Consider the following 13,198-nt stretch of genomic DNA (forward strand, 5'->3'; position numbering starts at 1 on the left):
ATAGTCTTAGCTTTCCTCAGGACTATCGGTGCCGTCTGCCAGAGGCAATCCCAATGAGTCTTCTAACGGGATTTCGCGAGGTTCCTCCCCCGCCAGCTCAGCCATAATCTCGCCAAATAGTTCATCGGAATCGGTTTCTGCAGCCTCAGCGAGTTCTTCAGGCTCGGCGTTGTGCTGTGCAGTGGATTCTTGGGCGGGTTGTGCCAGCAGGGTACGCGCCTCCCCAATGACCGTGACCGATCCTGTTACCAACACACCAGCAGTTTCCTGCTCAAAGAGGGCGTTCTCCATGGCGATGGCAAGAGCCTCATCCAGGTGGTCATATACCGTAATAATGTTTTCGTCGAACCCGGCGTCGAGGGCGATCTCTTGAAGTTCTTCCGGGGCAATGGCTCGGGAAGATTCTGAGGCAGAAAGATACAACCGGAATGTGGCATCGGTTGAGTCTACGTATTCTTCACGAAGTACTTCAAAAATACCGAGAGCGTCTTTTTCGCCTAGAATACCGACGACTGCATGCACATGGGACAGTTCAAATGCCTCTTTAAAAGCCGTAGATGCGGCGCGCACCCCATGCGGGTTATGGGCGGCGTCAAGCACTACCAAAGGCTCGCTGCGAATCATCTCAAGCCGCCCTGGCGAACGTACCTGGGCGAATCCGGCGAGTACTACATCTCGCGCAAGGGCACGATCCCCACCGAAAAATGCCTCGACTGCGGCAAGAGCTAATGATGCGTTCTGCCCCTGGTGCTCACCGTGTAGGGGGAGCTCAATCTCGGGGTATTCTCCTGCTAAACCTCGGAGAGTCAAAAGCTGCCCGCCGACCGCGCGGTCACGCTCAACCACACCAAATTCAACACCTTCGAATGCGTACTTGGCGTTTTGCTTACGAGCAGTATCAAGAAGTATGGTCGCTACTTCAGGGTCTTGCGCCGCAGAAATAAGGTATCCGTCGGGTTTAATAATCCCGGCTTTTTCCGTTGCAATCTCAGCCAGACTATCCCCCAGCATATCGGTATGGTCAAGGCCAACGGGTGCCACGACGGAGACAATACCGTCGGCTACATTCGTAGAATCCCATGAACCGCCGATCCCGACTTCTAGAATCACCACGTCCACGGGCTCATCGGCAAAAATAGCGAAAGCAAGTACGGTGATGGACTCAAAGAACGTAAGTTTTGGTTCTCCGCGTGCAGCAAATTCTTCGTCCACAAGAGTGAGGTATGGCAAAATTTCATCCCAAACGCGCACGAACGTGGCATCAGGCACCGGTTCACCGTTAATGCTGATGCGCTCAGTAACGCTTTCGAGATGCGGGCTAGTAAAACGCCCGGTGCGCAGATCATGAGCCAGCAAAAGCGATTCAATCATGCGGGCGGTACTGGTTTTACCGTTAGTTCCGGTGATGTGGATGACCGGGGCGGCGCGGTGCACATCCCCGAGGATTTCAACGGCTCGACGAACCGCATCCAGCCGGGGAGCCATCTTATTTTCGGGGGCGCGTGCCAGCAATTCACCGTAGACGCGTTCAACCCCTTCGGGGTCCGGGATTGCTGGGTAGCTCATCTCGCTCATAGTGTTCTTTCCTTGGCTGGTATCAAGCTGTGCGGCCAGCGTCTTTACCAGGATTCTGCCTTATATACAGATATATATTTGGGTGTATAGCCACCCCAGCACGGTACACACCGCGGTGTGTTATATGTGCTGGGGCGGCTTAGAGGCTATATTGCCCCTATTCTATGCTGCCTTTGCGACCTTAATGGTCAGGCTCTCGCCCTCCGTGAGGTCCAGGGAAACCGCTAGGGTCTCGCCAGTGACCAGTTCCTCGTGGGTGCGCAGAGCCTCCAGGGTGTCCTGCGGGGCACTCACCGTTAGGTTAATGCGGTCAGAGACATTCAGCCCGGCATCTTTACGGGCCTGCTGAATAGCGCGAATAGTATCGCGGGCAATACCTTCTGCTACAAGTTCATCGGTTAATTCGATGTTCAGCACTAGGAAACCGCCGGGCAGCACGGCTGCCGCTTCACGCTCGGTACCGTCATCCGAGGACGCTACCATGGTTACCAGCTCATATTCGCCGTCAACTAATGCAAGCCCACCGTCAATGGTGTCGAAAGCAACGGTCACGGTACCGTCTTCGGCGATTGTCCAATCGCCAGATTTCGATGCCTTAATAGCTATCTGAACCTGTTTACCAAGGCGGGGACCTGCGGCACGGGCATTCACCTTCAGCTGTTGCGAGATACCGTAGTCGGCAGGGTTAGCGTCCTGTGCATTCACGAGGATAACCTCACGCAGGTTCAGCTCGTCTTTCACAATCTTGGCGAAATAATCGGCGCCCTTAGTGCCGAATGCGGTTTCCAGCTGTGCGAACTGCTCGTTGGCAATGGCCGCCGTGAGCGATTGCAGAGGCTGACGCACACGGATCTTCTTCTCTTTACGCAGAGAAGACCCTGTAGAGCATACCGCCCGTACGGTTTCCATGAGCGAAAGCAGCTCAGATTCATCAGCAAAGTCTTCAGCGGCAGGCCAGTCGGCAAGATGTACCGAACGCTCGCCGGTCAAGCCACGGTAGATTTCTTCGGTCGTGAGCGGCAGAAGTGACGCCGCTACCTTTGATACCGTCACCAAAGCGGTGTACAGGGTATCGAAGGCATCGGGGTCTTCGTCAAAGAAACGTTCACGTGAGCGGCGCACATACCAGTTGGTAAGAGCATCAGCATAAAGACGCAGATGCTCGCAGGCACTCCAGATATCGTAAGAGTCCATGTCCGCAGTAACCTGCTGTATCAGCTCCCGGGTTTTACCCAAAATAAAGCGATCCATCACATGCTGCGAATCGTACTTCACCTGTGCCGTATATCCCGCGCCTTTGTTGGCAGCATTCGCGTAGAGAGCGAAGAAGTGATAGACGTTCCAGAGCGGAAGCATCACCTGCCGCACCCCTTCACGAATCCCCTGCTCGGTCACAATCAGGTTGCCACCGCGCAGAATCGGCGATGACATGAGGAACCAGCGCATAGCGTCCGAGCCGTCGCGGTCAAGAACTTCAGAGACATCCGGGTAGTTACGCAGCGACTTTGACATTTTCTGCCCGTCAGAACCAAGCACGATGCCGTGGCTGACAACATTCTTGAAGGCAGGACGGTCAAATAGTGCGGTCGCTAAAATATGCAAAGTGTAGAACCAGCCACGGGTCTGACCAATATACTCAACGATGAAGTCCGCCGGATAGTGGTTCTCGAACCAGTCCTTATTCTCGAAGGGATAGTGAACCTGTGCATACGGCATCGACCCAGAGTCAAACCATACGTCCAGCACGTCTTCGACGCGACGCATCGTAGATTTACCCGTTGGATCATCAGGGTTTGGACGCGTCAGCTCATCAATATAGGGACGGTGTAGATCTGGCTTCCCCTCCTTGTTCAGCGGCAGGCGACCGAAGTCAGCCTTGAGTTCTTCGAGCGATCCGTAAACATCAACACGGGGATAATTTGGATCGTCCGAAACCCAAACGGGAATAGGAGAACCCCAGAAACGGTTGCGTGAAATTGACCAGTCGCGAGCGTTCTCAACCCACTTACCAAACTGCCCGTACTTGACATTTTCGGGAATCCAGTTGATCTGCTCGTTCAGCTCAGACATGCGGTCTTTGAACTCGGTCACTTTCACATACCAAGAGGTAATGGCGCGGTAGATCAGAGGATTACGACAGCGCCAACAGTGTGGGTAGGAGTGCACATAGGATTTCTCCACGACGAGCGCCCCATCTGCCTTAAGAGCATTAATAATGGTGCGGTTTGCCTCGAAAACCTGAACTCCGGCGATACCCGCAAGCGCAGTAGACCCCGAAGGGCTAGGCTGCCCGAACAGGGGAAGGAACTTGGCGCCTTCATCTACCGAAAGCACCACGGGAATATCGTAGGATTCACAAACTTTCTGGTCGTCTTCACCATAGGCGGGTGCCTGATGAACGATACCGGTACCATCGGTGGTACTTACGTAATCGGCAACGAGAATCTGCCATGAGGTTCCTGTGCCCCATTTCTCGGCATCGGCGAAGTAATCCCACAGCGGAGTGTAGCGCACACCTTCTAGTTGGGAGCCGGTGTAGCGCCCTGTGATGGCGGCTGCCGCATCCTCGGCGGGGCTCTCCCCTGCATACCCGAGGTCTTTCGCATAGGTTCCCAACAAATCAGCTGCGATGAGGAAGCGCCGTCCGCTGAGCTCACCGGCACCGGGAACTACGACATATTCAATATCGGGTCCGACGGCGAGCGCCTGGTTGGTGGGTAAGGTCCAGGGGGTGGTGGTCCAGGCAAGTGCCTCAACACCGGCAAGTTCAGCGACAATATTTTTATTGGCGGCAAGCGAGTCGTCTGCGGTGAGGGTGAAAGCTACTGTGACGGTCTGATCTTGACGATCCTGATAGACGTCGTCATCCATGCGCAGCTCGTGGTTCGATAACGGGGTTTCGTCTTTCCAGCAGTACGGCAGAACACGGAACCCTTGGTACGTAAGCCCTTTATCGTAGAGACGCTTGAACGCCCAGATTACGGATTCCATGTACTCAACGTTGAGGGTCTTATAGTCGTTCTCGAAGTCCACCCAACGCGCCTGCCTGGTAACGTATTGTTCCCACTCGTTGGTGTATTTGAGCACGGAGGCGCGCGCGGCATCGTTGAAATTATCGATGCCCATCTCTAGGATTTCTTGTTTATCGGTCATGCCGAGCTGTTTCATTGCTTCAAGCTCGGCAGGCAGACCATGAGTGTCCCAGCCGAAGCGGCGTTCTACTTTATGCCCGCGCTGAGTTTGGTAACGTGCTACAAGGTCTTTCGCGTAACCTGTGAGCAGGTGCCCGTAGTGCGGCAGACCATTTGCAAATGGAGGGCCATCGTAGAAGACGAATTCGTTATCGCCGTGGGGCCCGGCTTCGCGGTTATTGATAGATGCTTGGAAGGTTCCGTCTTTCTTCCAATAGTCGAGTACAGCTTCTTCGAGCTTAGGGAATTTAGGTGATGCGCTTACACCGTAGCCTGAGGCTTCAAACGCGCTCACCTTGGGGTAGACATTTTCTGACATGCAGTGCGCCCTATTTCTGTTCAGATTCCCGCCATTGGGTACGTGAACCGCACCCTTTGCCGAGGATGGACAAACGGGTGCAAGGACGCCTTCATCGTGCGCCCCTCATGGGGCGTATATGCTGGCGCGGTACCACCTTGCTTACTGATACAGACAAACGCACCGACCTCCCCCGGGGCTATGAACTGTTCATCAGGAACGTTCTTACGCCCCCGGAGAGCGGCGCGTTGAGCGAGTATCAGTCGCTTATTAACAGCTGTATCGGGCTTAACCGTCCGGGTCTACTAAGACTGCATCTGTTCCGCTAAGGCGCCCCTCGCCGCAGCGAAAAGGTGGGGTCCCGCAGGTGCGGTCTGTTCTTCCGAATTGCTCGCCGGTGATCGCCGGGTCTTTGCAAACATCTACATTCTATGGGGTTTGCAGCTACGGGTGCAAGCTAAAAAAAACCCAATTTTTTACCCGCTTTCAGACCCTCTGTGACGCATCTCGGGCGTGTCGTAAATGCATGTTTTTACAAATATACTCAATGTTTTCATACACTTTCAGTTGAATATTAACCCTCGACACTAGATATTGGGGTCATTCTTGCCAGCCTCCACTAAATATGCATTTTTACGTGCTCTGTCAACGAAAAAATTTTCGTTTATCTAGCGTTTATACAGCACATGGGACGTCCTGTTTCTCTGAAGAACACGCCCAGAATGCTGTGGGAAAGTTCACGGGTCTCCCCACATCGACTTCCTTCCTCAATGATGCACTTCTGACCTTCCGCACCAGTTCGGCGCCACCTCTGAAATAAGGGGTTATTGAGTCTGAAAAACATATTTTTTAACAGAAGTCGCTAGCCCCTGAATGCTCTGCTCGGGTAAGTGTAGCTCGCGTTCTTCATGTGCACGGCAAGCAGAGTAGTCTCGGTTGCTAATTCGGGAAGCCCCAGAATCTCGGAATTCTCCATAGAAAGCAATCCGTTATGTTCTATTAGTAATACTTTTGGGGCTATAGAACAAAAATCATTTTTATGACAATATCTACACTTCCCTCTAGATAGGAAGAGGTGACGGCTTCTAGACTGTATGACATGGAGAAAACCCGCACGAAACCTCCCGGAACACCGCTGTTTATTGGAGCCGCTATCGCAGGTTTATTGCACGCTGCACCTAGCTTTTACTGGATGTGCGGCGGGATGTGGCTGTTAGATACCGTGGGGCCGATGGCTGTCAAACTACAGCAAGAGGGTAACGTTCCGGTGCGGTTTTTACTGGCCGCCGTGTTTATCGCCAAAATTACGGGCGCACTTGTGCCGCTTATATACCATCTACGACCACCTGCGCACGCGTGGGTTCCCATTGTTTCTTGGGTGGGCTCTATAGTGCTTATAGGCTGGGGCGGCCGTGGAACTTTTGTAGGGTGGTGGCGCGTAGTAATTGATCAAGCTTCCCTAAGCAACCCGCTCGTAGCCGGGCACACCTACCTATGGAGTCCCCTTTTCTTGGTCTGGGGGCTGCTATTGTTTGGTGCATTGTTCATCTCGCGCACCCGGCGACAGAAAGTACCGCCGACAGACTAAAAGGCACTCAGCGCATGACTTCAATAGATATTGAGCGCATCTGTCGCCACACCCTCAACTTCCCTGTGATGTTTTGGGTAGCGACGAAAGCTTAATTTCCCCCTCCAGTAGCAAGCCTCTTGATGTATCGGTTAGTTCAAGGACTGTACAGTCGAGGGTTTTACATGATTATTATCTCCTGGCTCCCCAAAAGTATTAGAGAGCCAGAAGAATTATAGCTAGGCAGCGGAGGAAGAACTGTTGCCACTTTCAACAAGCTGAGGATATTTTTGCTTCAGATAGGTATTGGTGACGTACTTCCACGACCCACCATCGTAGATGGTCACCATGTAGATGTTATCCGCTGTATCTGCTGGCCGGTCTGCCACTTCTTCCTTACTAAGGTGGGCTTTATAGGCTTCAAATTTTTCACCATAATTCCATGCAACAGCCACGATATCGGATTCGAACACTACCGTAGGCCTTTCATCACGAATCCAGCACTTGAGGTCGTACCCTTCCATCCAGCCACCGCCGTTATAAATGTCGCGATACAAGTCAAATTGTGGTCGAAGATTCGGATCATCTTCATGGCTGAGTTTCTTCGCGTATTCAGAATTTCCGGTAAGAACCGCGTAAAGGAATGATGCCTCATAGGCGGCAAGAGCCTTATATGAGCCTTCTAGGGTCTTCTGGCGTATGGCATTCTCGTCAATATCAGGTTCAGGAACGTTCTTTGCAGGCTCGGTGTTGGTTGCGGGAGTATAACCGCCTTTATCTTTAGTCGGAAGTTTTATGTCTCCCACATATTTATTCCAGTCAGCAACGAACTTTGCATACTCTTCCGGTGAGGTCGAGTCGCTGGGTGAACTTGTTGACGAAGCGCTAGAGCTTGAAGAGGATGAGCTGTTGCTCGGCGAGTTTTGAACACTCTTGATGGAGGGGGCGCATCCGGCGAGGGTTGCAATCCCAAAAGCCCCAAAACCAATAAGAGTAGCGCGACGTGAAGGAGTAGAGGTGAAAGTGGTGTATGGCGAATTCATTGGTTTTCTCTTTTCAGTATGCGTATGTTTTTGAGTGATTACTCTGCACCGTAACAACTGCGTCTGAAAAGACCCTGAACTTTCGTACACACAACCTGAGAGTAGCCTAAAAGTTACAGAACAAAACTCTAAGAATTAGACCTGCAGGTAAATATTGCCGTCTCGCACTTCTAGAGGGTACACACCGATCGTATAGTCAGCGCCTGAGACACACTCACCCGTAGCGAGGTCGTACACCTCTTTATAAAGGGGTGAGGCGATAGTCGAGTGCCCGTCTTTCTCTCCAACAATGCCGCGAGCAATCACAAGAGACTGACTATTAGGGTCACGATGATCGCATGCATAGTACCCATGCTTAGTTTTAAAGATTGCATACTGCTGACCTTTGACGAGGGCAACTTCGCCCCAATTTTCTTCGAGTTCGCTTTCGGGACAGATGCGAACCCAGGAAGGTGCTACGGCGGCATTTTCAGTCATGACGGCTCTACCTTTCGACAGGTGCTATCTATGCAACCGGTCACAGTCAAGAGCTACATATCAAATCAGCATAGACAGAAGGCGGCATACGAGAGCACAAGTATTTCTTGTGTGTTCCGTTTGGAGTCTACCCTATAAAAACCACAGATAAAAATATGACATACCTAAGCTACTAAAGGTCTGAAAAACCCTTAAAAACACAGCACTTTAGGGAGTTTAGGCTTACCTAAAACAACAATCCTTAGGGTCAAAAAAACCCATTAATCCCTAGATATTTCAAGGAATTTCCTTAAAATTTTTCTCAAAAATACCGATTTTGGCACTTTCGTCGTATAGCCTCTGTGTAAGATAAAAACAGCGACTTTTTACAAGCAAGAATCTGCGTATAAAACAACATAATCCCACACTCTTGTTGTTCTGGCTCAAGGTTTGTTCCCGGTTTTCCTGCATTGCCGGTTCCTAGAGACAGGTCATTCTTTGCTGAAGTCGGTATACACACAACTAGGAAGGACAAATATGTCTCAGAACGGCCCTGGGAACACCGCCCGTAATATTCTGGTCGTCGGTGCAGGACCCGCAGCATGGCGTTTTGTACGCGCTTATCATGAAGGCGCTCAGGATGCCGGACGCACCTCTGACACCATTACCGTTCTCAATGATGAACCGTATATTCCGTACGACCGCGTTGCTATCGAACAGCTTTTTAAAGATACCGACAAAGACCTTACCCTTGGCGACCCGGCGCTCTGGGACGAGTCCACGATCAATCTGGTCAGCAACACCCGCGGCGAATCGCTCAACCGTGAATCACGCGTTGTTAAAGGTTCAGACGGCGTAGACTACCCCTACGATGTGCTTGTATTCGCTACCGGTTCAAGTGCGGTGCGCATTCCGATTCCTAACGCAGATTGCGCCCATGTATTCCGCACCGCAGACGATGTTAAAAACATGGTCTCCGAAGTTGAACGGTTGCAGACTAAACTTGGGCGCGCACCGCGCGGTATTGTTGTCGGCGGAGGCCTTCTCGGGCTGGAAGCCGCAGAAGGTCTCAAAGACCTTGGTGCCGAACCCACCATCCTCGATGTTGCCCCGTGGCTTCTCTCTGTGGAGGTCGATCAGGGCGGCGGTTACGCGGTCAACGCCCAGATCAAAGCAACCGGGATCGACATCGAAACCGGTGCGTTCATATCCGCTATCAACAAAGATGCCTCAGGCGAGGTTATTTCGGTCTCCGTAGCAGATTCCACCTCGGACGAAGCCGTTATTCACCAGATTGATGCAGACCTCGTGGTCTTCGCTGCAGGTATTCGCCCCAACGATGAGCTGGCACGCGCCGCTGGACTAGAGACTGGCGAACGCGGTGGTATTCTCGTCAATAATGCATGCCACACAAGCGACGAGCATATCTGGGCTATCGGCGAAGTAGCCTGCGTACTTGGACGAACTTGGGGTCTGGTTGCCCCCGCCAACGCGATGGCGGATGCGGTCGCCAAGAATCTGCTCAACGGCAACGAAGATACTCAGGTCGAAGAATTCGATATCGCCACGAAACTCAAATTCTCAGGCGTACAGGTTGCAGGCTTCGGTGACCGCCGCGGCACCACGGAAGGCTGCCTCGAAATTCTCTTCGCAGACCCCGCGCGCGGCATGTACCAGAAGATCGTGACCAGCGGCGACGCCAAGACTCTCCTCGGCGGCGTTTTCGTGGGAGACACCGCTCCTTTTGATTCCCTCAAGCCGCTGCTGGGACGAGAACTCCCGGCAGAGCCCAATGTGTATCTCACGGCGGCAGGTGGCGGCGACGGTATTCCCGATACAGAGCTGCCCGACGATGCCATTCTCTGCTCGTGCAACAACATTAGCTTCGGCGAAGTCCGTCAGGCAGTGGTTGACGGCAACCACGACGTACCCGCCCTAAAGGCATGCACCACGGCTGGCACCCAGTGCGGCTCCTGTGTGCCCATGCTACAGAAAACCCTCGAACAGCAGATGAAAAAGATGGGTATGACCGTCTCTAAAGCGCTGTGCGAACACTTCGATTTCTCCCGCGCAGAGCTTGCGGAAGCGGTACGCCTTACCAACCTCGACGACTTCGATTCGGTCATTGCACGCTTTGGGCACGGCGGCGACGGCTGTGCTATCTGCAAACCAACGGTCGCATCCATTCTTTCATCGTTCCGCAACTCCTACGTGCTCGATGCCGGTCGCGGCGGCCTACAGGAAACCAACGATCGTGCTCTGGCAAACATGCAGAAGAACGGTACCTATTCGGTTGTTCCGCGCATCCCCGCAGGCGAAATTCCCGCTAAGAAACTGGCCGTCATTGCTGCCGTTGCGGATGAGTTCAACCTCTACGTCAAGATCACCGGTGCGCAACGTATCGGTATGTTTGGCGCCCGACTGGAGCAGCTGCCCTACATTTGGGAGCGGCTGGTTGATGCTGGATTCGAATCCGGTCAGGCATACGGCAAGTCACTGCGTAACGTTAAATCCTGCCTCGGCTCAACCTGGTGCCGCTACGGTGTTCAAGACTCGGTGGGTATGGCCGTCGAGTTGGAGAATCGCTACCGCGGTCTGCGTTCACCCCACAAGTTCAAGTTTGGTGTCTCCGGCTGTAACCGTGAATGTGCTGAAGCACAGGGCAAAGACGTGGGCCTGATCGCCACCACCAACGGCTGGAACCTATACCTTGGTGGTAACGGCGGCGCGAACCCCGCGCATGGGCGCTTGTTCGTCAAGGATGCCTCCAGTGAAGAAGTTGTTCGTTACATCGACCGCTACCTCATGTACTACATCCGCACAGCGGATAAGCTACAACGCACTGCCCGATGGCTTGAAGACCTTGACGAAGAGCACGGTGATGGTTTGGCTCATCTGCAATCCGTACTCATCGAAGATTCTTTGAGAGTCTGCGAGGATCTGGAACGAGATATGCAGCGCCACGTGGATTCTTACCAGGACGAATGGGCTGCCACCCTCAAAGACGAACGCCGTCTGCGCCGCTTCCGTGCCTTCATCAACGAGCCCGATGGCAGCGATGAAGCAGCGCACCTGTTTGTTCTTGAACGTGAGCAGATTCGCCCAGCAACACCCGAGGAAATTGCTGCCGCAGAGAAGGGTGAAGGCAATACCGTGCTGGTGACGGGAGCGAAAATCCCAGTCGGCCCACCCAGCGCGCATAATCCTGTTCCAGCGAACGCCTAAGGACCCGCCCATGTCACCTAAAATTCCGCCGTTTCCACCGCGCGAATTTGCGACGATAGATGAGGTTCTAGCCAATATTCCGGCGGGTGTTGCTCAAGACGCGCCCTTAGTTCCAAGATCCCGGGCAGATGTACCCGGTAAGGTGTACATCGCCGGGGGCGGTCCCGGTGCTCTCGATTTGCTGACTCTACGTGCCGTTCGAGCGCTCGGTGAAGCCGATGTCGTGCTGCTAGATCATTTAGCTCCACAAGAGCTTGCCGAATACGCTCCAAACGCCCTGATCATTGACGTGGGCAAAGTACCCGGTAAGCATGCGGTGCCGCAGTCACGCATCCAGCAACTCATGATTGACTATGCACTCGCGGGCAAAACCGTGGTGCGGCTCAAAGGCGGCGATCCATATGTATACGGTCGCGGTGCTGAGGAGCTAGATGCTTGTTTTGCAGCCGGACTGGATGCTGAGGTTATTCCGGGCATTACTAGCGCTATTGCGGTGCCCGCCCGCGCTTCTATCCCCGTGACTCTGCGTAAAGTATCGTCGATCTTTACTGTAGTTTCGGGCCATTCGGGGCTTGATGAAACCGATATACAAGCTGTTGTTTCAACGTTGCGCGCTCACGGTACCGTGGTGCTTCTGATGGGTGTGCGTACTCTGCCGGATACTATCGAGCAGATGATGTCGTGCGGTGTTGAAAGCGATATGCCGTTGGCCACCATTGAGAAGGGCTTCACGGATCAAGAGCGCGTTATCGTCACGACCTTGCAGCAAGCTCCTCAAGACTGCCAAGACGTTAAATCACCTGCTATTACAGTCATTGGTGAGGTCGTCTATTATGCACGCGACGATCGGCACCAGTTCATCAGTCATGTACATGAACGGCTGCGTGAGCAATCCACGTCTTGAGTTCTCTGCCGCTCAGAAACTTGCTCCATAGTGGATTGATTATCCGCTAATTCTGGCGCATACAACGTGGCTTCCGTCTTCGTTTTCCTAGTTGTCGAAGGCGGAAGCCATTTTACATGCTTGGCCGTATTTGAGTATTATTCGGTAGCGGCGACCAACACTTCGTCAAGACGAGATAGAGCGCACTGAGCAATAATGCGTGCGGAGGCAATATCGTGAGAGGATACCAACGGTGCAGCCACTATAGTTGAAGCGCTAACCGCCTCGATATCACGTCTCATCTTTTTGACAAAAAATCCATCTGCAAGCAGGTACGGGGACGCGAACCTTGGTTGCTCTTGACGAGCTATATCAATTATTGTCGGCTCAATTGCTGCGATAAAAGCGTTTCTGGTAGGTGTGTGAAGAACTTCTGCGAGCAAATCGGCGGCGCGCTGCATATCTGCTCGCCCATCTTGGCGGGATGAACCTGCAGCCCCTTGAACAATCGGTGGTGCGGCAGAACCGGTAGCTATTTTTTCATGCCATCCAACTTCCTCAAGCCGAGTTCGCTGAAGATGGGCAAGTCGCGCATCCGGCCCCAGAGAGGCAGCAATATGAATATCTTTAACTCCGCTGGTACGTGCAGCGCGCCTTAGATCAACCTGGGTGTGAAATCCTGTGGACAGTAGAACCGGCACAATAACACAAGGCTCGCCATCCGGTAAGGCTTGAGCGGCTTCATCTACACTCGGTGTCTGCACGTCTACATAAGCTTCGTGAACTTTATATTCTCGCCCGTCAGACGTGCTTCGTTCATGAAGTAGCTTTTGAAGCTCGGCGCGCACGAGGGCAATCGCTTGGCGCCCTTCTGAAGAGTCAGTACCGTGAGAGGTCGCAAGAATATTGAGAACAGACATAGCTCAAGTGTACGCGTCTGAAGAACCCGACTCACCTATA

The 13,198-nt window shown here is 53.0% G+C and carries 8 protein-coding genes; 3 read left to right on the forward strand and 5 right to left on the reverse strand.

Translation table 11 applies throughout. The features are described from left to right. Positions 1–6: 6 nt before the first annotated feature. Both HMPREF2756_RS09405 and ileS read right to left on the reverse strand, forming a co-directional pair. Entirely contained in the window at positions 7–1,575 is a 1,569-nt protein-coding gene (locus HMPREF2756_RS09405; protein WP_070620619.1) for a bifunctional folylpolyglutamate synthase/dihydrofolate synthase, read from the reverse strand. A gap of 162 nt (positions 1,576–1,737) precedes the next feature. Next, entirely contained in the window at positions 1,738–5,085 is a 3,348-nt protein-coding gene (gene ileS / locus HMPREF2756_RS09410) for an isoleucine--tRNA ligase (protein ID WP_070620622.1), read from the reverse strand. A gap of 1,078 nt (positions 5,086–6,163) precedes the next feature. On the opposite strand from ileS, the gene HMPREF2756_RS09415 reads away from it, so the two are divergent. After that, on the forward strand, positions 6,164–6,652 hold the full coding sequence (locus HMPREF2756_RS09415; RefSeq protein ID WP_070620625.1) for a DUF3995 domain-containing protein: 489 nt from the start codon (positions 6,164–6,166) through the stop codon (positions 6,650–6,652). A gap of 218 nt (positions 6,653–6,870) precedes the next feature. Here HMPREF2756_RS09415 and HMPREF2756_RS09420 read toward each other — a convergent pair whose 3' ends face one another. Further along, positions 6,871–7,674, reverse strand: coding sequence for a DUF6318 family protein (locus HMPREF2756_RS09420; protein ID WP_141747847.1), 804 nt, complete (start codon positions 7,672–7,674; stop codon positions 6,871–6,873). 135 nt (positions 7,675–7,809) lie between these two features. Next, positions 7,810–8,151 (reverse strand): nitrite reductase small subunit NirD, encoded by a 342-nt coding sequence (nirD, locus tag HMPREF2756_RS09425; protein WP_048779226.1) that lies wholly within the window; start codon positions 8,149–8,151, stop codon positions 7,810–7,812. 516 nt (positions 8,152–8,667) lie between these two features. On the opposite strand from nirD, the gene nirB reads away from it, so the two are divergent. Both nirB and cobA read left to right on the forward strand, forming a co-directional pair. Continuing rightward, positions 8,668–11,355 (forward strand): nitrite reductase large subunit NirB, encoded by a 2,688-nt coding sequence (gene nirB, locus HMPREF2756_RS09430; protein WP_070620631.1) that lies wholly within the window; start codon positions 8,668–8,670, stop codon positions 11,353–11,355. A 10-nt stretch (positions 11,356–11,365) separates the two neighbouring features. Further along, a complete protein-coding gene (gene cobA / locus HMPREF2756_RS09435; protein ID WP_070620633.1) occupies positions 11,366–12,259 on the forward strand; it encodes a uroporphyrinogen-III C-methyltransferase in 894 nt (297 codons plus the stop codon). Positions 12,260–12,396: 137 nt separating this feature from the next. Here the strand turns inward: cobA and HMPREF2756_RS09440 are convergent, their stop codons facing one another. Beyond that, positions 12,397–13,158: a sirohydrochlorin chelatase gene (locus HMPREF2756_RS09440; protein WP_070620636.1), complete on the reverse strand. Its 762-nt coding sequence runs from the start codon at positions 13,156–13,158 to the stop codon at positions 12,397–12,399. Positions 13,159–13,198: the final 40 nt, after the last annotated feature.

The organism is Rothia sp. HMSC067H10 (genome assembly GCF_001810635.1).
Classification (GTDB): Bacteria; Actinomycetota; Actinomycetes; order Actinomycetales; family Micrococcaceae; genus Rothia; species Rothia dentocariosa.